The organism is Streptomyces sp. NPDC020742 (genome assembly GCF_040641675.1).
GTDB lineage: Bacteria > Actinomycetota > Actinomycetes > Streptomycetales > Streptomycetaceae > Streptomyces.
Genome location: NZ_JBFAEA010000022.1, coordinates 42,441 through 66,914 on the forward strand (window position 1 = coordinate 42,441; position 24,474 = coordinate 66,914).

At 71.7% G+C, this 24,474-nt stretch carries 16 protein-coding genes; 5 read left to right on the forward strand and 11 right to left on the reverse strand.

Features of this window, described 5'->3' with window-relative positions:
• Positions 1–18: 18 nt before the first annotated feature.
• Together AB0G84_RS28570 and AB0G84_RS28575 are read right to left on the reverse strand one after the other, a co-directional pair.
• Positions 19–1,197 carry an Ig-like domain-containing protein gene (locus AB0G84_RS28570; RefSeq protein ID WP_361326776.1) on the reverse strand — a complete coding sequence of 393 codons (1,179 nt, stop codon included), beginning with the start codon at positions 1,195–1,197 and terminating at the stop codon, positions 19–21.
• 246 nt (positions 1,198–1,443) lie between these two features.
• Positions 1,444–2,862, reverse strand: a complete 1,419-nt coding sequence (locus AB0G84_RS28575; RefSeq protein ID WP_361326779.1) for a DUF6777 domain-containing protein — start codon at positions 2,860–2,862, stop codon at positions 1,444–1,446.
• Positions 2,863–3,096: 234 nt separating this feature from the next.
• Here AB0G84_RS28575 and AB0G84_RS28580 point away from each other — a divergent pair, with 234 nt between their 5' ends.
• Positions 3,097–4,398, forward strand: a complete 1,302-nt coding sequence (locus AB0G84_RS28580) for a streptophobe family protein (RefSeq protein ID WP_361326782.1) — start codon at positions 3,097–3,099, stop codon at positions 4,396–4,398.
• Positions 4,399–4,410: 12 nt separating this feature from the next.
• On the opposite strand, the gene AB0G84_RS28585 is transcribed toward AB0G84_RS28580, so the two are convergent.
• From AB0G84_RS28585 to AB0G84_RS28595, 3 genes are read right to left on the reverse strand one after another with little or no spacing between them, the layout of a single operon-like run.
• The gene (locus AB0G84_RS28585; protein ID WP_361326785.1) at positions 4,411–5,451 is read right to left on the reverse strand and encodes a serine/threonine-protein kinase; all 1,041 of its coding nucleotides are present in this window, start codon (positions 5,449–5,451) and stop codon (positions 4,411–4,413) included.
• Complete coding sequence (locus tag AB0G84_RS28590) at positions 5,448–6,086, reverse strand: hypothetical protein (protein ID WP_361326788.1); 639 nt, start codon at positions 6,084–6,086, stop codon at positions 5,448–5,450. The genes AB0G84_RS28585 and AB0G84_RS28590 overlap by 4 nt, the downstream gene beginning before the upstream one ends.
• Positions 6,087–6,102: 16 nt before the next feature.
• The gene (locus AB0G84_RS28595) at positions 6,103–8,445 is read right to left on the reverse strand and encodes an FHA domain-containing protein (protein WP_361326791.1); all 2,343 of its coding nucleotides are present in this window, start codon (positions 8,443–8,445) and stop codon (positions 6,103–6,105) included.
• A gap of 387 nt (positions 8,446–8,832) precedes the next feature.
• Between AB0G84_RS28595 and AB0G84_RS28600 the strand changes: the two genes are divergently transcribed.
• The gene (locus tag AB0G84_RS28600) at positions 8,833–10,464 is read left to right on the forward strand and encodes a solute carrier family 23 protein (RefSeq protein WP_361326794.1); all 1,632 of its coding nucleotides are present in this window, start codon (positions 8,833–8,835) and stop codon (positions 10,462–10,464) included.
• 116 nt (positions 10,465–10,580) lie between these two features.
• Here AB0G84_RS28600 and AB0G84_RS28605 read toward each other — a convergent pair whose 3' ends face one another.
• Together AB0G84_RS28605 and AB0G84_RS28610 are read right to left on the reverse strand one after the other, a co-directional pair.
• Positions 10,581–11,306 (reverse strand): transcriptional regulator, encoded by a 726-nt coding sequence (locus AB0G84_RS28605; RefSeq protein ID WP_361326797.1) that lies wholly within the window; start codon positions 11,304–11,306, stop codon positions 10,581–10,583.
• A gap of 305 nt (positions 11,307–11,611) precedes the next feature.
• A complete protein-coding gene (locus AB0G84_RS28610; RefSeq protein WP_361326800.1) occupies positions 11,612–12,367 on the reverse strand; it encodes a TetR/AcrR family transcriptional regulator in 756 nt (251 codons plus the stop codon).
• Between the two features lie 104 nt (positions 12,368–12,471).
• On the opposite strand from AB0G84_RS28610, the gene AB0G84_RS28615 reads away from it, so the two are divergent.
• Positions 12,472–12,738 carry a hypothetical protein gene (locus AB0G84_RS28615; RefSeq protein ID WP_361326803.1) on the forward strand — a complete coding sequence of 89 codons (267 nt, stop codon included), beginning with the start codon at positions 12,472–12,474 and terminating at the stop codon, positions 12,736–12,738.
• A 192-nt stretch (positions 12,739–12,930) separates the two neighbouring features.
• Here the strand turns inward: AB0G84_RS28615 and AB0G84_RS28620 are convergent, their stop codons facing one another.
• Positions 12,931–14,901 carry an amino acid transporter gene (locus AB0G84_RS28620; RefSeq protein WP_361326805.1) on the reverse strand — a complete coding sequence of 657 codons (1,971 nt, stop codon included), beginning with the start codon at positions 14,899–14,901 and terminating at the stop codon, positions 12,931–12,933.
• Between the two features lie 350 nt (positions 14,902–15,251).
• Between AB0G84_RS28620 and AB0G84_RS28625 the strand changes: the two genes are divergently transcribed.
• Complete coding sequence (locus AB0G84_RS28625; protein ID WP_361326808.1) at positions 15,252–15,713, forward strand: DUF4118 domain-containing protein; 462 nt, start codon at positions 15,252–15,254, stop codon at positions 15,711–15,713.
• Between the two features lie 64 nt (positions 15,714–15,777).
• Here AB0G84_RS28625 and AB0G84_RS28630 read toward each other — a convergent pair whose 3' ends face one another.
• From AB0G84_RS28630 to AB0G84_RS28640, 3 genes are all read right to left on the reverse strand, one after another.
• Positions 15,778–16,239 carry a hypothetical protein gene (locus tag AB0G84_RS28630; RefSeq protein WP_361326811.1) on the reverse strand — a complete coding sequence of 154 codons (462 nt, stop codon included), beginning with the start codon at positions 16,237–16,239 and terminating at the stop codon, positions 15,778–15,780.
• 98 nt (positions 16,240–16,337) lie between these two features.
• Positions 16,338–19,103: a SpoIIE family protein phosphatase gene (locus tag AB0G84_RS28635; protein ID WP_361326943.1), complete on the reverse strand. Its 2,766-nt coding sequence runs from the start codon at positions 19,101–19,103 to the stop codon at positions 16,338–16,340.
• Positions 19,104–19,363: 260 nt separating this feature from the next.
• On the reverse strand, positions 19,364–19,582 hold the full coding sequence (locus tag AB0G84_RS28640; protein WP_361326814.1) for a hypothetical protein: 219 nt from the start codon (positions 19,580–19,582) through the stop codon (positions 19,364–19,366).
• Positions 19,583–19,982: 400 nt separating this feature from the next.
• Here AB0G84_RS28640 and AB0G84_RS28645 point away from each other — a divergent pair, with 400 nt between their 5' ends.
• On the forward strand, positions 19,983–24,467 hold the full coding sequence (locus tag AB0G84_RS28645) for an aminotransferase class I/II-fold pyridoxal phosphate-dependent enzyme (protein WP_361326817.1): 4,485 nt from the start codon (positions 19,983–19,985) through the stop codon (positions 24,465–24,467).
• The last annotated feature ends 7 nt before the right edge of the window (positions 24,468–24,474 follow it).

Sequence of the window (24,474 nt, forward strand, 5' to 3'; positions counted from 1 at the left end):
TGCCGGCGGTCCGGGCTGCTACTTCAGGGCGCTGCGCTGCTGCCACTGCGGCCAGGACTCCTGCCAGACCTCCAGGCCGTTGCCCACGTCGGTCTTGTTGGGGTTGCTGGTGCCCTTGACCTCGACGGTGGAGCCGATGGTCAGGAAGTCGAAGACCTTCTGGGCGTCCGAGGTGGTCATGCCGAAGCAGCCGTGGCTGTTGTTGACCACGCCGATCTGCTTGTTCCACGGGGCGGAGTGCAGGAAGGTGCCGGAGGCGGTGAGGTGGGTGACCCACTTCGCGTCCAGCATCCACTCGTTGCCGTGGCCGATGGTGGCGGAGTCCATGGTCTCGGCCGCGTTCTTGCTGCGTACGGTGTGCACCCCACCGCGGGTCGGGTCCTGCGGGGAGCCCGCGGAGCCGGTGACGCTGCCGACGCTCTTGCCGTTCTCGTACATGGTCAGGGTGTGCCCGGGAACGTCGATGACGGCCTTGCGGTCCTTGCCGACGGTGAAGCCGAAGTTGTAGTCGCGGGCGAACCAGCCGCCCTGCTCACCGGAGTTGATGCCGGCCAGCGCGCCCTTGACGGAGACCTTGGTGCCGGCCGGCCAGTAGTCCTTGGGACGCCAGTCGATCCGGTCCTTGCCAGAGTAGTCCTTGACCCAGCCCCAGGCGCCCTCGACCTTCGGCTGGCTGCTGACCTTCAGCGCCTTCTCGATCTCGGCGCGCTGGTCCTTGGCTATCGGGTGGTCGAAGAGGACCGATATCGGCATGCCGGTGCCCACGGTCTGCCCGCCGCCCGGGGTGTTGGTGAGCTTGTTGACCCGGTCGGCCTGCTCGGTGGTGAAGGTCGAGGTGGCGGAGGCCTTCTTGCCCTCGGTCGAGGTCGTCCTGGACTTCACCGTGTAGGTGGTCTGCGGCCGGACCTTGCCGTCCGACTTCCATGACGTGCCGTCACCGGCCAGCTGTCCGGCGACCGTGCCGCCCTTGTCGTCCTTCACCTCGACCGAGGTGAGCTTCCCGCCCTGGGCCCGTACCGATATCTGCGAGCCGAGCTTGGCCGGCGTGCTGCCCGCAGCCGGCGTGACGGTTACCTTGGCCGCCGGGCCGTCCGCCTTCGAGGCGTCGGCGGCGCCTCCGCACGCGGTCAGGAGTCCGGACGCCGCGGCAAGAGCGGCGATGTACCGGGCGGGGTGGCGACGGGGTGCGGCGTGCACGGGTTCCCTCCAAAGCAGAGCAACTGGCAGTGGCGGGCCCTTGAACCTGTGAGGGCGAAGCCGTCGAAGGCTGCCAAAGCACCCGCCGCATATGCAGAGGGGCTGTTCGCTGAGGTGGTTGTCCGGTGCACCGGATATTCAGGACACAGTTCGATATCGGAGGAGGGCACCCGCTCTGGGCGGGTGCCCTCCTCTCATCGTCTTCCGTGCTCGTCGCCTGCTGTGTTCGGGTGGTCGGGTGCTACGTCAGGTGGACGGCGGCGTTGCCCCACCGCCCGTTGAGCCACCGCCGGTTGTGCTGCCGCCGGTCGTGCCGCCTCCTGTCGTGCTGCCGCCGGTGGTCGAGCCCCCGGTGGTCGAGCCCCCGGTCGTCGAGCCGCCCGTGGTGGACGAGCCCCCGGTGGTCGAGGAGCCGCCCGTGGTCGAGGAGCCGCCGGTGGTGGACGAGCCGCCCGTACTGCTCCCGCCGCCCGTAGGGGAACCGCCGGTGGTGCTGCCTCCGTTGGAGCCGGAGGGGCCGGTCGGCCCGCCGCTGGTGCCCGTCCCGCCGTTGCCTCCCGAGGGGGAGCCGGAGGACGTACCGGAGGTGCCGGACCCCGGTGGCGAGCTGCCCGGGGTGCTCTCGCCGGGCGTGGCCGTCCCGTAGGGCGGGGGCTCGGAGGACACCGGTCCGCCCGGGGTCTGGGTCGGCGGGCTCGTCGACTGGTCGCTGGCGCCGCTGCCGCCCCGGGGGCGCTTGAACCACTGGCCCGTCTTCGGGTTGCGCAGGGTGAACTGGCTGATCTTGGACTTCGTGGGCTGAACGACCACCGCGTTGTGGGCGTTGTAGCCGGGCCAGGTCGGGCCGGTCGTCTTGGCGTTCTGCGCCGGCTTGGGTTCGGTCAACGGGTTGCCGCACTTGCAGCGCACCCGCGGCACCCCGTACGGGTCGACCATGACGGCGGTGCCGGCCTGCAGCACCGACTGGAACCCGTAGGCCTGGCCGTTCTTGAAGCCGTGGTTGGTGACCCGGGTGTCGTAGCTCAGCTGCACCGGCGTCAGCGACCGCAGGTAGCCCGGGACCCCGCCGGGGGAGACGCCCAGGACGCCGGCGAACGCCCGGTTGCGCGTCGGGTCTCCCTGCAGGTAGCGGATCTGCCGCTCGACGTCGCAGCTCGCGTTGTTCTGGGTGCCGCCGTAGAGGCCGGCGGTGCCGCCGGACACCTCCGCGTTGGTGGAGCCGGACGCCTTCGTCGGTGTGGCGGAGGGGGCGGGGAGGGTCTGGTTCGCCGACGACTTGGTGACCGGGTTCTGGCCGGTCGAGGCGGCCGGTTCGGCGAACACCTCGGTCTGGCCGGAGCCGCCGCGGCTGAACACCACGACCGCGATCACCACGGCGACGACCACCGCCGCGATGATCGCCACCCGCGGCGCGGACCGCCACCAGGGCTGGCCGCCCTCCTCGCCGCCCCCGCCTCCGCCACCCCTGCCGCCGGGTCCACCGGGCGGTGGGGGCGGCCCCGGGCGGGAGGGCTGCGGCTGGCGCCGCCACGGCCCCGAGCCCACCTGCGTCGGCTCGTGGGAGGAGCCGGACCCGGTGCCGGTCGGGGCGCCGGACGGCGGGCCGGAGAGCGGGCCCGACGGTGGCCCCGTCGGATGGCTGTCGGGCGGCGGTGCAGCTGTCACGGCTCCCTCTTCCGGCGCGTGGGCCATCCGGCGATGCGAATTTTGCCCGTATTTGTCGCTGTCCAGGACATTGTGTGCCGGGAGGGGGTGCTCTCCGCAAGCGGTGCGCGACGCAGCGTGCTTACCGTGGGGGGAGTGTGCGTCCGACGGCACCGGTCGCCGCCACCGTGCGACGGCCGGTGAGCGTGCGGGGGCCGAGGACAGGATGAGGCAACCGGAAGCTCGGGAGGCAGCGTGAGCCAACAACGGGGCCCCGCGTCCGCCGGTCCCCCCGGCCCGACCCGCGCCCGGGGCGTACCGCCCGAAGTGCGGGCCTGGGCAGCTGCCCTCTGGGCGGCCCTGGCCGGTATCGTCACCATGCTCGTGATCGCCGCGCTCGGCCTCTGGGCGGCCGGCGCAGCGAACCTGCCCGGCGGGGCGTTCCCCTCGGTGGTCGCCGCCGCCGTGCTGACCGCCGCCGGTGGCTCGGTCACCCTGTCCGGCGACGCCGGGATCATCGCGGAGGCGAACGCCGCCCTCGACGTCGTACCGCTGTCGGTCACCGTGGCCGGGGCGCTGGTGGTCGCCGCCGTCTTCCTGCTGCCGCTACGCCACCGGGCGGTGGCCGGCACCGGGGAGGTGCTCGCCCGGATCGCCCGTACGGCCGTGTGCTGGCTGGTCCTCCTGCTGCTGCTCACCTTCGCCGCCCGGCACGACTTCACCCTGTCGGTGGGCAACGACATCGCGAACCAGATCGGTGCCGAGCTCGGCAGCACCCCCACCGTCGGCTTCCGCGCCGATGTGCCCGCCACCCTCGGGGTCGGCCTGCTGTGGGTGGTGGCGCTGCTGGCCCTGACCGTCTTGGTCTCGCGCCGGGTACCGCTCTCCTCCGGGCTGCTGCGCCTGCAGGACGCGGTACGGGCGCCCGCCTTCGCGATGGTGCTGACGCTGCTGATCTATGTGGCGGTGGGGCTGGTGGTCGCGATCGTCGAGCTGTTCACCCGGGGGCGGCCGGCCGACACCCTCGCGGTGCTCCTCCTCGGACTTCCCAACCTGGCCTGGATGGCGTTGGGCATCGGGACCGGCGGCGGCTGGGTGGGGCACGTCGACAAGGCCATCGGACTGCCCATGCCGCCCGCCCTGGACCAGCTGCTGCGGGCCCACGGGCAGCACACCGTCGACCTCGGCTCGCTCGCCGAACGCGACGGACGGGCCTGGCTGCTGGTGGCGCTGGCGGCCGCGGTGCTGCTGGTCGCCGCCTTCTCCGCGGTGGTCCGCTCGCCGGTCCGGCGGCCCGCCTGGCGGCACGCCGTCGAGCTGGCGGTGGCGCTGGCGGTCACCCTGTTCGTCGTCGGGCTGCTCACCGCGATCTCCGCCCACTACGGGCTGTCCCTGATCGGCGTCGGCGACCTCGGCGGCAACCTGGGCGGCCAGGTCACCCTCCAGCCGCAGCTGCTCCGGCTGGTGGGCGTGGGCCTGGTCTGGGGCCTGGTCACCGGCTTCGCCGGCAGCCTGCTGGCCCGGGGCACACGGCGCCGCGGCGCGAGACCGGACTGAGCGGTCAACGCCCTAGGGCACGGGGCGGGCGGTGAAGACCGGCGACGCCCAGCGGGGCGGCGGCGGGGGAGCGGGGCTGCGCGGGTGGCCCGGCTGGGACTGTGCGTCGACCTGGGTCAGCGCATGGGTCTGGGGCTGTGGCGGTGGCACCGGTGCGGTGGTCCGGCCGGCCGCACGGAGCGCGGCCACAAAGCCCCGGCAGGTGTCGTAGCGCTCATCGGGAGTCTTGGCCAGGGACTGGGCGAACACCGTGTCGACGGCCGGCGGAAGGTCGGGGCGCCGCTCGGTCGCTGCCGGCGGCGGGTCGTACTGGTGCGCCCAGAGCAGCGCCATGTCGTCGTCGCGGCGGAACGGCGGTGCTCCCGTCAGCATCTCGAAGAGCACACAGGCCAGGCTGTAGACATCGCACCGCCCGTCCACCGGGCGGCCCGAGATCTGTTCGGGCGCCACGTAGTCCAGCGTGCCGACGAACTGGCCGACGCTGGTGAAGCCGGTCAGCGAGAGCGACTTCTTGGTCAGCCCGAAGTCGGTGAGGTAGGCGTGCTCGGGGCGGTCGCTGTCGGTGCCCTCGGCGATCAGGATGTTGCCCGGTTTGACGTCCCGGTGGACCAGGTCGTGGGCGTGTGCGGCGTCCAGCGCGGAGGCCACCTGGACCGCGATCCGGCAGGCGGTCTCCAGCGGCAGCGGGCCGTCCCGCTCCAGCAGCGCCGCCAGGTCCCGCCCCTGCACGTACCGCATCGCGATGTAGAGCATGCCCTCGGTCTCCCCGGCCTCGAAGACCGGGACGATGTGCGGATGGTCGATGGCCGCGGCCACCCGTGACTCATGGGCGAAGCGCTGACGGAAGGTGTCGTTCCGGGCCAGTTCGGGCGACAGCAGCTTCACCGCCACGGTGCGGCCCAGCCGCAGGTCCTCCGCCCGGTAGACCACCGCCATCCCGCCCCGGCCGATCTCCTCCTGGAGCAGGTACTCGGCGATCCGGCGCCCGCGCAGCCCGGAGGAGTCGGGAGCGGTCGAGTGGTCCCGACTGCGGCCGGGCCCCTCGCCGTTCACCGGACCTCACCCGGCGGATAGGCCTGCGAGGGGGCCCGCGTCGGCGCCGCGGACGGTGGCGGAGGCTGCTGCGGAGATCCGGGGGGAGGCTGCTGCGGTGTCCCGGACGGCGGCGGAGGCTGCGGCGAGTCCTCGCCCGAGCCCCGCGACGACGGCCGCGACGCCACCGCATAGGTCTGCAACGACACCCCGTCGCAGTAGCACCAGCGCTCGTGCCGCACGTCGTACAGCCAGAGCGCATCACCATCCAGGACGACGCCCAGCCGGGTGCCGCGGGTCCGCTCGGCGAAGGACTCACCGTCCAACTGCCCGGCGGCCAGCTCCTCGACCAGCCGCCGGTAGCGGCCCAGTTCGCCCTCCACCGCGCCCAGCAGCGGCCGGGGATCGGCGGTCCGGGCGGCGGACTGCCCGGCGGCCGGCGGCTCGCGCGGAATGGTCAGCAGCAGCCGGCCGTCGACCCAGGCCGCCCAGCCGTTGGAGCACAGCGCCAGTGCCCAGTCCCCGCGGCGGTCGATTACCTGCACGGGCAGCAGCGGATCGAGCGGTGAGCTCGGCAGGGACGAGTCCGGTGCCGACCAGGTCGCCATACCCTCCGGCGGGACGACATGGCTGGGCAGGAACTCGGCGGAGGTCACAGGCGGCTCCTCGGCGCTACTTGCGCATGATCTCCGGTTCGTGCCGGCGCAGCAGCCGGGTCACCACGAACCCCGACACCAGGGAGAGCACGATCATCATGCCCATGTTGAGCAGCCAGACCGACGGCTTGTGCTGGAACAGCGGGTCCGCGGTGACACCGCCCGGCACCAGCCGGTGCAGATCGATGGTGCCGGCCATGGCCCCCAGCCCCCACCGCGACGGCACCAGCCACGCCAACTGCTCCAGCCCCGGTACGCCGTTCAGCTTGAGCAGCGCACCGCAGAAGACCACCTGGATGATCGCCAGGAACACCAGCAGCGGCATGGTGACCTCCTCCTTGCGCACCAGCGCGGAGACCACCAGGCCGAGCATCATCGCGGTGAACGCCATCAGCGCCACGGCCAACGTGATTTCGATCAGCGGCGGCAGCAACACCCCTTTGCCGCCGGGCGCGTTCAGTTTGACGCCGCCCAGTCCGACCATGGTGAGCACCACGGCCTGCACGACCGTGATCACACCCAGGACCAGCACCTTGGACATCAGGTACGCCGAACGGGACAGGCCGACGGCTCTCTCCCGTTGGTAGATCGTCCGTTCCTTGACCAGCTCCCGCACCGCGTTGGCGGCGCCGGTCAGCACCGCGCCGACGCAGAGGATCAGCAGCCCGTTGAGGGCCGAGTCCCGGGTGAGGCTGGACCCCGCCAGGGCGTGCGCCATCGCCCCCATCACGAAGGGCAGCGCGACCATGATGATCAGGAACGTCCGGTCCGAACTCAGCGCCGCCGCGTACCGCCGCACCAGCGTGCTCAGCTGACCGCCCCAGCTCTGTGCCTTGGGCGGCCGAACCGAACCCTGCGGCGCCTCGGGGGCACGCGGGGGCTGGTGGGACTCCATGGCGATGTAGCGCCGGTGCTGCGGAGAGGCGCGGTAGTGACCGGCCCAGTCCCGGTCCCGGTCGTTCTCGAAGGCCTCGAACGCCTCCGGCCACTGCGTGTAGCCGAAGTACGAAAGCGCCTCCCCAGGGGGGCCGTAGTACGCGATCGTTCCCCCCGGAGCCAGCACCAGCAGCCGGTCGCAGACGTCCAGGCTGAGCACGCTGTGGGTGACCACGATGACCGTGCGGCCGTCGTCCGCCAGGCCGCGCAGCATATGCATCACCGAGCGGTCCATCCCGGGGTCCAGCCCGGAGGTCGGCTCGTCGAGGAAGAGCAGTGAGGGTTTGGTCAGCAGTTCCAGGGCCACGCTGACCCGCTTGCGCTGGCCTCCCGAGAGGCTGTGGATGTGCTGGTCCGCCCGCTGGTCGAGGCCCAGTTCATGGATCACCTCGTCGACCCGGGCCTGCCGTTCGGCCGCCGCGGTGTCCTCGGGGAAGCGCAGCTGTGCGGCGTAGCCCAGGGCCCGCCGCACGGTCAGCTGGAGGTGCAGGATGTCGTCCTGCGGGACGAGGCCGATGCGCTGGCGCAGCTCGGCGTAGTCGCGGTAGAGGTCGCGGCCGTCGTAGAGCACCGTGCCGTCGTCCGCGGGGCGCAGCCCGGTCAGCGCGTTGAGCAGCGTCGACTTGCCCGCGCCGCTCGGGCCGACCACGGCCAGCAGCGACTTCTCGCCCACCGGGAAGGAGACCCCTTCCATCAGGGTCTTGCGGCCGCCGTCGACCCGTACGGCCAGGTCCTGCACGTCCAGTGAGACCTCGCCGGTGTCGATGAACTCCTGCAGCTCATCGCCGACGAGGGCGAAGGCGGAGTGCCCGATGCCGACGATGTCGCCGGGGATCAGCGGGGCCCGGTCCACCGGCTGGCCGTTGAGGTAGGTGCCGTTGTGGCTGCCCAGGTCGACGATCTCGAAGCCCTCGGAGCCGGCCCGCAGCTCGGCGTGCTGGCGGGAGACCGAGAGGTCGTCGACGACCAGGTCGTTGTCGGGGGCCCGGCCGATCCGGGTGGTCCGGGCGGCCGGGAGGGGGCGGACGGCGCTGGGGGCGCGGAAGGTGCGGGTGCCGGCTGGGTGGGAGACCGAGGACGGCCGCTCGATCCGGGTGGGCCGCGGGACGTCGGAGAGCCTCGCGCACGGCCCGTCGGCGGGGTTGCCGAACCGGATGACGCTGCCGGGCCCGACCCCGGACTCCTGGATGCGGCGGCCGTCGGTGTAGGTGCCGTTGGTGCTGCCCTCGTCCTCCACCATCCAGTGGCCAGCCCGGGTCCGCAGGACCGCGTGGTGCCAGGAGACCCGGGCGTCGTTCAGCACGACCTCGCTCTGCGGGTCCCGTCCGACGTGGTAGATGCGGCCGGGGCTCATCACCTGGGTGCCGCCGTCGGACTCGACGACGAGTTCCGGCGCAGGAGGCGCATCCGGCCGCTCAGCCATACCAGAATCTTACGGCGGAGGGGCCCGGTCCGCCTGTTCGCACGGCCCCGCCGCCCACCCGCAAAGCCCCTACCCAAAACGGCATTTCGGGAATGTTCTCCCCTGTGCGTGAGCGCATACGACCGGTTACTCGCGAGAAACTGCACAGGTCAACTAGGGTGAGCGTTCGATTAGCTCAACCTGCATATCCCAAGGAAATCCGGGACTTTGTCGGACTGTTCCAAGGGAGTCCTGTCGAACCAGGACGCAATGTGCAGCGCAGGGCTGCGTGGTGTCGGCAACACCGCTCAACGTCGGCTTTGTAGGACCCAGCCGGCCCGCCCGCCGTCCACGGCGAGGCGATGCCGGTCCCTTCTTATTCACCTACCTCCTGAAGGCAAGGCAGAGATGGCACGAGTCTCCCGACAAGAACCCCGGCAGTTTCCCCAGCAGGGGGCGCACCCCGTCGACGAGGTGCTCCCCGTCGGCAAACTCGCCCTCTATGGTTTCCAGCACGTCCTCGCCTTCTACGCGGCCGCGGTCATCGTCCCGATCCTGCTCGGGAACGCCCTGGGGCTCTCCCATGACCAGCTGGTCTATTTGATCAATGCGGACCTGCTGACCTGCGGAATCGCCTCGGTGATCCAGGCGCTGGGGGTATGGAAGATCGGCGCCAGGATGCCGCTGGTACAGGGCGTCACCTTCACCGCGGTCTCGCCCATGATCGCCATCGGTCAGGGGGCCGGCGGCGGCACCGCGGGGCTGCTGGTCGTCTACGGCGCGGTGATCACCGCGGGTATAGCGACCTTCCTGTTCGCCCCGTTCTTCAGCAAGCTGGTGAAGTACTTCCCGCCGGTCGTCATCGGCACGATCCTCACCACCATCGGCCTGACGCTGATTCCGCAGGCGCTCCAGGACGCGGCCGGCGGTGCGCAGTTGATGGGCAAGCCCGAATACGGCGACCTGAAGAACCTCGGATACGCCCTGGGCACCCTGTTGTTCATCCTGGCCGTGGTCCGGATCGGCAAGCCCTATCTGAGCAGCCTCGCGGTGCTGCTCGGCCTGGTCGCCGGCACCGCGGTCGCCTGGTTCCTGGGTGATGTGGATTTCGGTGGGGTGCAGAAGGCCGACTGGTTCGGCGTCAGCACGCCCTTCCACTACGGAATGCCGAAGTTCGAGCTGTTCCCCATCATTGCGATGGTCGTCGTCATGCTGATCACGATGGTGGAGACCACCGGTGACGTCTACGCTATCGGGGAGATCACCGGAAAGCGGGTCGACAATGACACCGTCGCCAAGGCGCTGCGCGCCGACGGTGTGGCGACGCTCCTCGGTGGAATCTTCAATTCCTTCCCCTACGTGGCCTTTGCGGAAAACATCGGCCTGGTGCGGATGTCCAAAGTCATGAGCCGCTTCGTGGTCGTCGCGGCCGGCGGATTCATGATCGTTCTGGGCCTGCTGCCGAAGGTGGGCAGCCTGGTCGCGGCGATTCCGCATCCGGTGCTCGGTGGCGCCGCGATCTCGATGTTCGGCATGGTCGCCACCGTCGGTATCCAGATCCTGGGCAAGGTGGACCTGCGCGAGGAGCGCAATGCGCTGATCCTCGCCGTCAGCCTCGGCGCCTCGATGCTGCCCACCGCGGTCGCGCCGTTCTTCGAGCGGATGCCGGAGGGCGTCCGCGCGGTCCTCAACAGCGGGATCACACTGGGCGGACTGACCGCGATCCTGCTCAACCTGCTCTTCCACGTCTTCACCCGCCGCAACTCGGTCGAGATCGACTGGGACGAGATGGCGGACGACGAGGAGCCGATGGACGTCCCGCAGCAGGCACAGACCCCGCAGCCCGCCGGCGCCCCCGGCCCGATGGGTGCACCCGGGCCGGCGGACCCGTACGGGCCGCAGGGGGTGCCGGGGCCGTACGGGGCGCAGGGCACGCCCGGGGCGTACCGGCCGCAGGCCCCTCAGGGCCCGTACGGGGCACCCGGGCCGCAGGCCCCGCACGGACCGCAGGGCCCGCACTGGGGCACTCCGACGCACTGAGCCGCACCCCAGACGCACGCGGCGAAGCGAGCCGAAGCCGCATCCGGAAACGCATCCAGCATCGCGGCCGAAAACGCCTCAGGGGACGGGCCCTCGCCGGCCCGTCCCCGCCGCCGTCAGTACGTGGGCACCGTGTTGAACGGCGGCGCCTCGCCGGCCTCCCCGATCAGCTCCCAGAAGTGGTCGGCCAGCCGGCGCAGGTACGCCGAGCGCTCGGCCGCGACCTCCTTCAGCCGGGAGTCGTCGTTCCGCGCCACCAGGTGCCCCATGTAGCGGTCGGAGAACTCCGCGAACTCCGCGTGCATCGTGCGCAGCGCATCGCTCACCCGGGTCTTGTTCAGCGTGGTGATCTCGACGACCGCGGCGACATGGGACTTCCAGCGCCCGTCGATCGCCGACCGCAGGTGCCCGGCCAGTTCCTCGTCCCGCCCCATCACCCCGATCAGCTTGCGCAGCGACAGCCCCAGCGCCTCCACCAGCGCCCTGGTCTGGCGGTAGTCACCGTTCCACCGCTGCGCGGCCTCCGCCGCCTGGTACGCCGCCGGAGCCATCCCGATCAGCTGCGCCAGCCGCTCCACGCTCAGCTGCCGGGCCATCCGCTGCTCGGCCAGCGTGCGGGGTTCCATGCCCATCAGCACGGTCGGCGGGCACCACAGGACGTCGGCCAGGGCGAACAGCTGGGCCTCGGTCGGCGCCTGGGAACCGTACTCCCAGGCCTCGATCAGCTCGGGACGTACCGGCGCCCCGCACGCCGTCATGGCCTGGGCGACCTGAGCCGTGCTCAGGCCCACCCGGGCCCGCGCGGATCTGGCCTCGGCGGGGGAGAAGGGAGTGCTGTACACGTACGGGACACCTCGCTGCACCCGGCATGGGAGGGGTACTTGGGGGGCGGTGACATGGAGGAACCTCTAGGAGCGGGCAGATTAACAGATCGTCCATAGGTACGAAGCGCCAGTTCCCCTTCGAGTCGAAGGCGGCGGGGTGACGGGCGGGGGCACCTGAGAGATGTGCACCATCTGTCCGATTCCACGCCCAACTCACTTACTGGGTATAGCCGGTTCCTCGGTGCTTACCGGGCGGTAGGTCACTTTGGGGTCACGTGATCCAGGGCCGGGTGAGGGCGTGCGGTCTGCGCAGCCTGCGCCGGCTACCCCGCGAAGAGCCTGTCCAGGTGGTAGTCCAGGGTCCGCCGTACGTCGTCCAGTCCGCGGCGCCCGTGCAGGACATCGCCGCCCAGCCCCACCGCGCCGGAGACCAGGAGGTCCGCCTCCCGCCAGGCGTCGAGACCGGGAGCGGTCCGCCCCGCGGCCTGTGCCGCCCCGATCAGGTCCGCCACCAGCCGTTCCAGCGGCTGCTCGGCGGGCAGGAAGACCTCGGCGAGCGCGGGGTCGGTCAGGCTGCGGGCGTAATAGGCCGCGAATACCCTCAGTGCGGTGGCGCGTTGGGCGTCCACGGGCAGGAACTCCTCCAGTACGGCCCGGAGCAGCGCGCGCGGATCGGTGGGGTCGTGGTCGATCCGGGAGCGCGCGATCCGCTCGTTCTCCTCATGGAGCAGGTGCAGCGCGTCGACCAGCAGCTGGTGCTTGGTGGTGAAGTGGTACTGCACCGCTCGCAGCGACACCCCGGCCTCCGCCGCCACCTCGCGCAGGCTCGCCGCATGCAGCCCCCGCTCGGCGGCGATCCGCCACAGCGCCTCGGCGATCTGCCGGCGCCGGCGGCCCTGGGCGTCGCTCGCCGCCGGCTGTTCGGACTCCGGCGGCACCGGCCGGCGCCGCCGCCGGTACGCCTTCGCCTGGCAGCTGCGCGAGCAGTAGAGCGGTGGCCGGCCGCGGCCCGAGGGGGTGATGGCCGTACGGCAGATCCGGCACGCCGGCCCCGTCGTCCGCCCCTTTTCCACACGCACAATTCCCCTCCACGGTCCTTGAAATTGTGTGACGTAAATCGAATTCCCCAGTAATTCTGGCGACTTCTTCGACTTTCCCAATGGTACGTTCGTAACGTCGTCACGTGCTGAACGGGGCGACGGAATTCGTCAAGGGGGGTTCGGAATCGATGAAGTACGACGTCCTGCAGATCATCGGCGCGGCCATGACGGTGGTCTTCGCCCAGGGAGCCGTCCGGCTGCTGTTCGACCACGGCGACACCGGCCTGCTCGGCTGGCTCGGCGGGGGCTTCGGCGTCACGCTCGCCGCCCAGGTGCTGCTCGTCGCCGTGGGGGTGCTGCTGGCCGGCTGGTCACACACCCGGGCGAAGGCGCTCGGCCGGCGGAACTGATCCGGCCCGGCACTCCGGGCGGGCCGCCACGGCACCGTGCGCCCGCGTCCGTCAAGGAACGGTGACGGACGCGGGCGCCGCCGACGTCCAGGGGCCACGACGCCGGCGGCGGCATGCGGAACGCCCCGCCAGGGAGCCGGTCGGGAATGCGACCGGGTCCTTGACGGGGCGCCGTGGCGGGGCCGTGGGGCGTCAGCCGACGTGCACCCGCGGCCGCCGGGCCGGGTTGGGTTCCGCCCGCCGCAGCACCTCCCGGGTGACCGGCGCGACCTCACCGTCACCGAAGACCAGGAAGCGCAGCAGGTGGCTGACCGGATGCCCCTCGGTCCAGTTGAAGTACGCGTGCGGGACCTGGCCGGTGCGCTCGCGCAGCTGCATCAGCACCGCGGCGATGGTGTTCGCCACGCCGGCGCCCTCCACCCGCAGGATCTGCGCCCCGTACCGCTCCTCGCCCTGGACGTGCAGATTCGTGGTGAAGTCCGAGGAGTCCCGCACCGTCACCTCCAGGAACAGCACTGGCCGGCCGTCGGGGATGTGGGTCTCCTCGCGCTGGCTGTACTCCTTCTCCCGGTACTCCTCCGCGTCCCGCTCATCGGGCTCGTTGGCGATCACCCGCAGCGGCCCGGCCGCCATCGCCGCGTCGATCAGCCGCCCGGCGGTCTCATCGAAGTCGACCTGCACGGCGCGCAGTTCGAAGGCGCGGCGGACCCGGGAGGCGAACGACGTCAGCAGGATGCCCAGGATGAACAGCAGCGCGATCTTCAGGCCGTCCGGCCGCTCGATGACATTGGTGATCAGCGTGTAGCCGAAGACCACGGTGATGGCGGCGAAGCCGACGGCGGCCGCGCGGTGCCGCCGGTGGCGGGCGGCCACCGTGGAGGCGAAGGACGCCGAGAGCATCAGCACCAGCACACCGGTCGCATACGCCCCGCTCTGGTCGTCGACGCTGGCGTTGAAGACGACGGTGATGCCGAAGGCGATGGCCAGGAAGATCAGCACCAGCGGGCGCACCGCCCGGGTCCACTCCGGGGCCATGCCGTAGCGCGGCAGGTAGCGCGGTACGAGGTTCAGCAGCCCGGCCATCGCCGAGGCGCCGGCGAACCACAGGATGGCGATGGTGGAGACGTCGTACACGGTCCCGAAGCCCTCGCCCAGGTACGCGTGCGCCAGGTAGGCCAGCGCGCGCCCGTTGGCCGCGCCGCCGGCCTCGAACTCCTTCTGCGGGATGAGCAGGGTGGTGGCCAGGCTCGACAGCAGCAGGAAGCCGCTCATGATCAGTGCCGCGGTGGTCAGCAGCCGGCGGGTGCCGCGGATCCGGCCGGCCGGCTTGGCGTCGGTGTCGGTGGCGTCGCCCCGTATCTGCGGCATCACCGCGACACCGGTCTCGAAACCGGACATGCCCAGCGCCAGTTTGGGAAAGACCAGCAGCGCCACGCCCACGATCGCCAGTGGCGAGGAGTGCCCGGCGGTCATCGCTCCCCACCAGTCACCGACCACCACCGGGTGGGAGACCACATGCCAGGCCGCGGTGGCCAGCACGACGATGTTCAGCACCAGATAGCTGCCGACCAGCCCCACCGCGATGCCGATCGCCTCGCGGAAGCCCTTGAGGAAGACCGCGCCCAGCGCCGCCAGCAGCACCAGGGTGATCCACAGGTTGGCGCCGTGCAGCGCCGCCGGGGCGAACGGGTTCTCCACCACGTGCGCCGAGGCGTCGGCCGCCGACAGCGTCATGGTGATCACGAAGTCCGTGGCCGCGAACCCCAGCAGGACCAGGACCAGCAATTTCCCCGCCCACCAGGGCAGCAGCCGCTCCAGCATGGCGATCGAGCCCTCGCCGTTCGGGCTCTCCTTGGCGACCCGGCGGTAGACGGGCAGCGCGCCCAGCAGCGTCAGGGCGATCAGCACGAGCGTGGCGAACGGCGAGATCAGCCCGGCGGCCAGCGCGGCGATGCCCGGCTGGTACCCCAGGGTCGAGAAGTAGTCGACACCCGTGAGGCACATGACGCGCCACCAGGAGTGCCCCTTGTGCTCGGCCGGCGGGGTGCCGTGCGGCCCGGGGTGCCGGGCCGACTGGCTGCTCAGTCCGTCCAGCAGCCAGCCGCGCCACCGCTGGGCGCGGGCCGCGGCAGGCGCGGGATCCGCCTGCGTGGGGGTGGTCATGGTGGTGCGTCCTGCCGTTCGTCGGTCATGGGTTCGAGCAACGAGGAGCGAGTATGCATCACCTGCCGCCCGCTGCCCCCTCCCACCCCGCGGACAACGGCATCCGGCGTGGTTCTGGCTCCCTTTCCTGGCTGTCACCGCCGGACCGGGCCTGCGTACGCGCGGACGGGCGGTGCGGGAGGCACCCGTCAGGATCGCGCAAGAACGGCGTCAGAGGGGCGTCAGGGAATCGTCAAAAAATGCCGCCGGTCCGTATGAGGGGCGTCAAGGCGCCAACGGCGGCACCCCGTCGGCGGCCGGAGCGCGCAGCCTGACGGTGAGACTCCAGGGCACGACAGGAGGTGTTCCGGATGACCGTCTTCCACCCCCCGTTGCCGTTCCACCGCCCGCACCTTCCCCGCACCCCGCGCCCCCGCGCGCTGTCCGGCCCGCGCCCGCGCCCGGCCCGCCGGCCGGCCCCGGGCCGGGCGCTCGCCGGCGACCTCGCGCTGCCGCTCGGTGCGGTGGCCTCGGCGCTGCTGGCGACCGCGCTGCTGCTGACCGGCCGGGCCGCGCCCGCCCCGATCACGCTCGGGGCCTTCGCCCTGTTGACGCTGTTGGTCTCCGCGCTGGCCAGGCCCCTGGTGGTGCCCGCGGTGGCGCTGGTGTCCTGGATGTTCTACGACGGCTTCGTGGTCAACCGGAGTGCGGACCTGACCTTCGGGCCGTCGGACCGCACCGCGCTGCTGGTGCTGCTGCTCGTGGGCTCGGTCGGCGCGGGCTATGCGGCCGTTGCCCGGGCCGTCCGGCGGTACGGGACGAGCGGGGGCTGAGCCGGCCGCCGCGGCCGCGCCCCGCCTTCTGGGGACAACGGCCTTCTGGCGACAGCGGCACCCTCTAACGACAGCGGCAGTGACAGTGGCCGTGGTGCCGGTGCGCCCTGCTCCGCCGGCGGGCCGACGCGCTGAGGAGGCCCAGCCCGATGCCCAGCAGCCAGGAGTCCTTGGCCAGCACGATCCCGTCCTGGGTCGGCCGCAGGCTGCCGGACTCCCGCATCCCCGGAAGCCGCAGATACAGGCCCACCAGCCCACCGGAGAACCCGGTCAGCGCCAGCCCCGCCAGCCGCGTCGGCACGAAGGGGGCGAGCAGCGCACCGCCGACCGCGATCTCCGAGCAGGCCAGCAGCCGGGTGAACCGCTCGGCCGGGACGTTCCGCAGGAAGGGGTACGCCGTACTGGCCATGCCGTGCAGGCCCTCGGCGGTCGCCTGGTCCGCGCGCAGCATCGACAGCCCGGCGTTCAGGATGAAAGCGCCCGCGGTCAGGCGCGGGGCGACCTCATGCGCTTCGGGCAGCACCATCGGAGCCTCCGGATCGGGTCGTTGGCCCCTTTGACCGAGCCTAGGGCCACTGCGCCGGATCTGCTCGGCGCCCGGGGTGCCGGGGCCGCCCCGGCTCGTCAGAGCGCGGGCACGTGGTCCCACTGGTCGAGGACGTCGTCGGCCGAGTGCGGGCCCGCCGGCCGACCGCCCTCGTCGAGGGACTGCTCGGTCCAGATGACCTTGCCGCCCGGGGTGTAGCGGGTGCCCCAGCGTTGGGCGAACTGGGCGACGAGGAACAGCCCCCGGCCGCCCTCATCGGTCGTGGCGGCCCGGCGCAGATGCGGGGAGGCGCTGGTGCCGTCGGAGACCTCACAGATCAGGGCCCGGTCGTAGAGCAGCCGGACCCGGATGGGCTGGGCGCCGTAGCGGATGGCGTTGGTGATCAGCTCGCTGAGGATCAGCTCGGTGGTGAACTCGATTGACGTGAGCCCCCAGGACTCCAGCATCCGCAGGCAGGCGGCCCGGACGGGGGCGACCGCGGCCGGGTCGGAGTCGACGTCCCACTCGGCGACCCGGCCGGGGTCCAGCAGCCGGGTACGGGCCACCAGGAGGGCGATGTCGTCGCTGGGGTGCTCGGGCAGCAGCGCCTCCAGGACGGTCGCGCAGGTCTGGTCCGGGGTGCGGTCCGTGCCGGAGGCCAGGGCGGTGCGCAGCAGCTCCAGGCCGGTGCCGATGTCTCGGTCGCGGTCCTCGACGAGCCCGTCGGTGTAGAGCACCAGCCGGGAACCCTCCGTCAGGGTCAGCTGCGCGGTCTCCACGGGCATGCTGCCGCCCAGCCCCAGGGGCGGGGAGACCGGCACCTCGGGGAAGGTGACGGACCCGTCCGGGCGGACCACGGCCGGCCCGACGTGGCCCGCCCGGGCCAGGGTGACCAGGCCAGCCACCGGGTCGTAGATCGCGTACAGACACGTCGCGCCCGTGATGCCGGCTCGGCCGCCGTTGGGGAGGCCGCCGTCGGTGTCGCTGCCGATGCCCGGCCAGGGCATCTCGTCGGCGGGGTCGCCCGGTTCCTGCCGGTCGCTGCCGGCCGCCCGGGCCTCGTCCATGTCGATGTGGCTGACCAGCTCGTCCAGGTGGTTCAGCAGCTCGTCGGGCGGCAGGTCCAGGGCGGAGAAGTTGTGCACGGCGGTACGCAGCCGGCCCATGGTGGCGGCGGCGTGCAGCCCGTGGCCGACGACGTCCCCGACGACCAGGGCCACCCGTGCGCCGGGCAGCGGGATGACGTCGAACCAGTCGCCGCCGACCCCGGCGTGGGCCGGCAGGTAGCGGTGCGCCACCTCCAGGGCCGACTGCTCGGGCAGGGTCTGCGGCAGCAGGCTGCGCTGGAGGGTGACGGCGGTGGTGTGCTCGCGGGTGTAGCGGCGGGCGTTGTCGATGGCGACCGCGGCCCGTGCGGTCAGCTCCTCGGCGAAGGCGAGGTCCTCCTCCTGGAAGTCGTCGGCTTGGTCGGACCGCCAGAAGCTGACCAGTCCCAGCACCACGCCCCGCGCCTGCAGCGGCACGGTGATCAGCGACCGGATACGGGCGTCCAGGAGCCGCCGGGTGGCCTCCAGGTCCGGCCGCCGCCACTCGTCGGACCTGAGCAGGTCGTCGACGAGGAGCGGGCGGCCGGTGGCCAGGCTCGCGGCCATCGGCGTACCGGGAACGAACCGGAGCGCATCGCCGACCTGGTAGATCGCCCGTTCCGGGGCCACGCCCCGGACCACCATGCGCCGCAGATCGATGCCCACCGCGGACTCCGGCTCCTCGCCCCGCAGCACCGGCTCCAGCAGTTCGACGCTGACCACGTCGGCGAACCGGGGGACCGCAACATCGGCTAGCTCCGCGGCGGTACGCCCCACGTCCAGCGTGGTGCCGATCCGCAGGCCCGCGTCGTAGATCAGCTTCAGCCGCTCCTGGGCGACCTCGGCCCGGCCCGAGAGCGCGCGCAGTTCGGTGCTGTCGCGCAGAGTCACCGCGGAGCCGGCCGGCCCACCGTGCGGGGCGGTCGGCCGGACGTTCACCGCGAGCAGCCGGTCACCGGCCAGGTACACCTCGTCGGTCGCCTCCCGCCCGGAGGTCAGCAGCGCGGTCAGCCGTGGTTCCAGGCCCAGTTCGGCGATCGGGCGTCGGGCGGTGTCCGCGTCCTCGGGCAGGTCGAGCAGCCGCCGCGCCTCGTCGTTGGCCAGGATGAGCCGCCCGTCGTGGCCGATGATCAGCACACCCTCGCGTACCGCGTGCAGCACCGCCTCGTGGTGGTCGTACATCCGGCGCATCTCGGCCGGTTCCAGGCCGTGTGTCTGCCGTCGCAGCCGGCGGTTGATCAGCACTGCCCCGCCGGCGACCAGCACCAGCGCCGCGGTGGCCGACCCGAGCAGCAGCGGCAGCCGGCCGATCATGCGCTCGTTGGCCTTCTGGACCCGGATCCCGACGGAGACCAGCCCGACGACCTTGCCGTTGGTGTCGGTCACCGGGGCCACGGTGTCCACCGCGGGGCCGACGGCCGAGTTGCGGGTGTCGGTGTACGGCTCGCCGTGCAGGGCCGGCGGGTAGCGGCCGCCGACGGCCTGCTTGCCGATCAGGCGCGGGTCGGGGTGCGTCCAACGGACGCCGTCGGGGCGGAACGCGACGATGTAGTCCACGCCGGAGCCCTTGCGGGCGGCCTCCACCTGCGGTTGCAGAAGGGCGCTGGGGTGGGCGGACGTCATGGCCGCGAGGGTGGCCGGAGCGTGTGCGAAGGCCTCAGCCCCGACGATCGACCGCTGCCGGGCGTCCTGCATCACCGCGCTCTGGGCCTGGAGGATCAGGGCCAGTACGGTCACCACGACCAGCAGCACCACCAGCGCGAGCTGCACCACGAACATCTGGCCCGCGACGGTCTGCACGTTCAGCAGCGAGCGAAGGCGTTGCCGGGGGGAGGGCGACGAACTCCGAGGATCGTCACCCTCTCGCCGGAAATTTTCCCTCATGGCCCATATTTAGCATTGTGCTCCATTGTGGGGTGATAGGCGCTGTGGGTCCGGCGCCTCCGGGCGGGCGGTACGGCCCGGAGGGGGTGGCCGTGACCGGTGTGGTGGTCGGTCGGTCCGGGGTCGGGGTGCGGCCCCGGACCCGGACCGTCACGTCAGTCGTCGAGCTGGCAGCCGACCCGGTCGTCGACCCGGTGTGCGTGACCCGTCATCGGGGCGCCGACGGTCCGGTGTGCCGCGCATTCCCAGTCGTTGGCGGACCGCGTGGTGAACTCCGACCCGGGAAGGGGGCGTTCGCGTCGACGGTGGCCCGGATGGCCGGCCCCGCCTCCGTCGCCCAGTGCGCCGGTGGTGGCGGTGCAGGTGTGCGGCACGTCAATTCCCCCTGGTGTGCGGCGCGTTCGGGAAGTGCGGGAGCCCCGAAGGGGTTGTGCGGCCTGGCCCGGCCCCGTGCGTCCGCGCCGCGAGACCCTGCCCCGGCCGCCCGCCCGCTCGAACTCCTCGACCACGCACCGGACATGGCTGACGACGGGGTGTGGTGTGGCGTTGGTTGCCGCGGTCGGTCCGTACGGCCGTGTGCGTATGCGGAATGCATATGCCGAGCGTTCTGCCATGCGCATGCGGCAAAACGGACATAGTATCAAGAAATCGCCGGGTTGCAGCCCCGCAGGGATGGCAGAGGAGGTGTGGCCGGGCAGACCGCTGGGCGGGTCCCGCGTTGCGGACGTCAGACGCCCCCGTCGTCCGTCCGGCAACGGGAGGAGGCGGTCCTACTTGACCCGCACGCACCAGCTGATGACCGTCTACGTCATTGCGGTCATCCCTCCCACCGTCGTCTACCTGACGGTGCCCGCCGCCCACACCCTCACCTGGGCCGTGATCGGACTCGGCGGGGTCTGTGCCATCCTCCTCGGCATCCGCCTCCACCGGCCGGCCCACGCCTGGCCCTGGCTGCTGCTCGCCGCCGCGAACCTGGCCTTCACCGCCGGTGACACCACGTACAACGTCCTCAACACCTTCTTCCACGAGCAGAATCCCTTCCCCTCCCTGGCCGACGTCTTCTACCTGGCGACCTACCCCCTGTTCGCCGCCGGCCTGCTGGGCTTCATCCGCTACCGCAGGACCGGCCGCGACCTGGCCAGCCTGCTGGACGCGATGATCCTCACCTCCGGCCTGGCGCTGCTCTCCTGGAACTACCTGATCACGCCGTACGCCACGGCCGCCGACATGACGTGGGTGCAGCGGACCATCTCCATCGCCTATCCGCTCGGCGACGTGCTGATGTTGGCGATGCTCGCCCGCCTGCTGACGCCCGGTTCGGTGCACACCCGCGCCGTCCAGTTCCTCACCCTCGGCACCGTCGGCATCCTCGTCTCCGACGTCCTCTACGGCCTGCTCCAGCTCAACGGCACCTGGCAGGTCGGCACCCCGATGGACCTCGGCTGGGTGATCTTCTTCACCGCCTGGGGCCTGGCCGCGCTCCATCCGTCCATGGTGGAACTGACCCAGCGGACTCCCGTACGGCAGCCCGGTATCCACCAGCGGCGGCTCGCCGTGCTCGCCCTGGCTTCGCTGATGGCGCCCGCCACGCTGCTGGTCGAGGCATTGCGCGGCGATGTGCACGACGCGGCGGTGATCGCGGTGTTCTCGGCGGTGCTCTTCCTGCTCGTCCTCGCCCGCCTGTCGGGCCTGGTGGCGGTGAACCTGATGGCGCTGACCCGGGAACGGGGACTACGGGAGGCCGCGGCGTCCCTGGTGGCCGCGGCCGGTGTGGAGGACATCGCGGTGTCCATCCGGAGCGCGACCCGCCCGCTCTTCGGTACCGGAGAGCCCTTCGAGGTCGCGCTGCTGACGCTCGCCCCGGGCGGGGGCCGGCTGGCCGCGGTGCGCACCGCCGCGTCCCGCCAGGACTGGTCCCTCAACTGGGCCGACGACACGGCCGGCGCCTGGCGCCCGGCACTCGTGGACCAGCAGACGCAGATCCTCCCCGCCGACACCCTCGGAGCGGACGCGGCCGCCGCGCTGGGGGGTCTGCCCAGCGTCCTGCTGTGCCCGCTGGCCCTCAAGAACGGCCCGGGCGGGGACTCGTTGACCGGCGCCCTCGTCGTCGCCGGGATCGAGAAGAGCCTGGCGGAGCGGTGGGCCTCCTTCGAGACCCTGGCCGCGCAGGCGGCCCTGGCGATGGAACGCGTCGCACTCGGCCAGGAGATCAACCGGCGCAACAGCGAGGCCTACTTCCGCACCCTGGTGCACAACGCCTCCGACGTGATCCTGATCCTCGACGACGACAACACCATCCGCTACGCGAGCCCGTCCGCCGAGGGGATGTTCGGCCGCGTCCCGCTCGGCGGGGTGCGCCTGACCGACCTGATGGCCGAGGAGGACGCCGACCGCGCGGTGCGCGCACTGGCGCTGATGCGCGAGGCGGACGACGGCCAGGACAGCCGCGACGACTGGCAGGTGCTGCAACGGGGCGGCGCCCTCATCGACGTGGAGGCCCGGTGCAGCAATCTGCGGCACGACCAGACCGTGCACGGGCTGGTCGTGACCCTGCGGGACGTGACCGCCCAGCGCAAGCTGGAGCGCGAACTGACCCACCGCGCCTTCCACGACTCGCTCACCGGCCTCCCCAACCGCGTCCTGCTCCTGGAGCGGATCGAACGCGCCCTGGTACGCGGCCGCCGGAACGACACGGTGCCCTGTGTGCTCTTCATCGACCTCGACGACTTCAAGGTCGTCAACGACAGCAGCGGCCACTCGGTGGGGGACCAGCTCCTGATCGCGGTGGCCCGGCGGCTGTCCGGGTCGCTGCGCGCCAGTGACACCGCGGCGCGCCTGGGAGGCGATGAGTTCGGGGTGCTGATGGAGGGCGCGCGCGGGCCGGCGGAGGCGGAGGTGCTCGGCGAGCAGATCGTGCAGAACCTCAACCAGCCCTTCCGGCTCTCCGACGAGATGGTCAGCACCTCCGCCAGCGTCGGCATCGCCAGCGCCCAGGACAGCGCCGATGCGGAGGAACTCCTCGGCCACGCCGACCTCGCCCTCTACGCCGCCAAGGCGGCGGGGAAGCGGCAGTGGCGCCGCTACCAGCCGGATCTGCACAACGGGATGCTCGAACGGCACGAGCTGCGGGCGCATCTGGAGGGCGCCATCGACGCCGAGGCGTTCGACGTCCGCTACCAGCCCATCGTGGAGATCGCCAGCGGAGAGCTCGCCGGTTTCGAGGCGCTGGCCCGCTGGCCGCACGCCCGGCACGGTCTGGTGGCGCCGGACCAGTTCATCGCCCTCGCCGAGGAGACCGGGCACATCATGCCGCTCGGCGCCTGGGTGCTCGAACAGGCCGCCAGCCATGTTGCCCGGTGGCAGCGGGCCGCGCCCCGGCCGTACGCCCTGCGCATCAATGTGAACGTCTCCGCCCGGCAGTTCCGGGATCCGGGATTCCTGGACGAAGTGCGGGCCGTGCTCCGGTCGTCCGGACTGGCGCCGGGTTCGCTGGTGCTGGAGCTGACGGAGACCGTCCTGATGCACTCCGACGAGCAGATCCGTGACGTGATGAGTGCGCTGAAGGACCTCGGGGTGGGGATCGCGATCGATGACTTCGGCACCGGATTCTCATCGCTCAGCTATCTCCGGGAATTCCCCATCGACCTGCTGAAGGTCGACAAGTCCTTCATCGACGACATCGGTGTCGACAAACAACAGGTGGCCCTGGTCGAGGGGATCGTGCGCATCGCCGACACCCTCGGTCTGCAGGTCATCGCCGAAGGAATAGAAGAGGTCGAGCAACGAGACCGGCTGGCTGCCATGGGATGTCGGTTCGGGCAAGGCTACTTGTTCGCGCGCCCGATGACAGCGGACCAGGCGGAGCAGCTGCTGCAACGCACAGACGCGAACCGCGTACCGTGCCTGGCCGGCAGCGTCGCGGAGCACCGAACCGCCCGCTCCCGCCCACGGACCGCACCTTCGGACCCACAACCGATGGGCACGAGCCGGCACGGGGCGGAGGAGGATCACGTGCGACAACTGGGCACCCACGGCGGTGTACGGCACGACCCCCGATGGGGCGAGCTGGAGCGCCTACGGCAGACCAACCCGATGTGCGATGCGGTCATCGACGAAGTGGAGGGCCGGCATCTGCGCAGTGGCGAGCGCTGGCTCATCGACTTCGCATCGTGCAACTACCTGGGCTTCGACCTCGATCCGGAGATCATGGCCGCGATCGATCCCCAGGTCCGGCGCTGGGGCACCCATCCGAGCTGGTCCCGGCTGATCGGCAACCCCCGGCTCTATCCGCAGATCGAGGACCGGCTCACCGAGCTGCTCGGCGCGCCGGACACCCTGCTGCTCCCGACCATCACCCTGATCCATGCGTCGGTCATCCCCGTGCTCGGCGGCGAGGGCCACATCTTCGTCGAGGCGCGGGCGCACCGCACCGTCTACGACGGATGCCTGGTGGCCCGGGGGCAGGGCGCGACGGTACACCGCTTCCACGCCGACCGGCCGGACGAACTGGAGGCCCTGCTGCGCGAGGCGCCGCCCGGCGCGACCCGTCTGGTCTGCCTGGACGGGGTCGACAGCATGACCGGGAACCTGCCCGACCTGCCGCACCTGGTGGACATCTGCCGGACGCAGGACGCCCTGCTCTACATCGACGACGCGCACGGCTTTGGGGTCATCGGGGAGCGCACCGGCGACGAGTCCTCCCCGTACGGCTCGCGCGGCAACTGCATCGTCCAGCACCTCGGCGAGAGCTACGACGGCATCGTCCTGGTCGCCGGGTTCTCCAAGGCGTACTCCTCGCTGCTGGCGTTCCTGGCCCTGCCGACCTGGATGAAGAACCACCTGAAGGTGACCGCCGCGCCCTACCTGTACTCCGGCCCCTCGCCGACCGCGTCCCTGGCCACCGCGCTCGCCGGACTCGACGTCAACGACCGGCGGGGCGACGCCATCCGCGCCGGGCTGCACCACCGGACCGCCCGCGTCCTGGACCATCTGCAGCACCTCGACGTGCACACCCCCAACACCAGCGGGCTGCCCATCATCGAGCTGCCGCTCGCCAACGCCGCGGACCTGGACGAGGTCGGCCAGTTCATGTGGAACCAGGGGATCTATGTGACCCTGGCGGCCTACCCGCTGGTCCCCCGCGACCGGGTGGGCATCCGCCTCCAGATCACCGCCGCGAACACCGACGACGACATCAGCCGGCTCAACGAGGCCATCTCGGCGCTGGCTGAGCGGTTCGCACTGCGCCCAAGGATCTGAATGCGCG

What these genes read in the sequence shown, in the direction of transcription:
- AB0G84_RS28595 (WP_361326791.1), bottom strand. Translation starts at nt 8,445, where the DNA reads ATGGCTGAGCGGCCGGATGCGCCTCCTGCGCCGGAACTCGTCGTCGAG.
- AB0G84_RS28600 (WP_361326794.1), top strand. Translation starts at nt 8,833, where the DNA reads ATGGCACGAGTCTCCCGACAAGAACCCCGGCAGTTTCCCCAGCAGGGG.
- AB0G84_RS28630 (WP_361326811.1), bottom strand. Translation starts at nt 16,239, where the DNA reads ATGGTGCTGCCCGAAGCGCATGAGGTCGCCCCGCGCCTGACCGCGGGC.
- AB0G84_RS28625 (WP_361326808.1), top strand. Translation starts at nt 15,252, where the DNA reads ATGACCGTCTTCCACCCCCCGTTGCCGTTCCACCGCCCGCACCTTCCC.
- AB0G84_RS28635 (WP_361326943.1), bottom strand. Translation starts at nt 19,103, where the DNA reads ATGTTCGTGGTGCAGCTCGCGCTGGTGGTGCTGCTGGTCGTGGTGACC.
- AB0G84_RS28620 (WP_361326805.1), bottom strand. Translation starts at nt 14,901, where the DNA reads ATGACCACCCCCACGCAGGCGGATCCCGCGCCTGCCGCGGCCCGCGCC.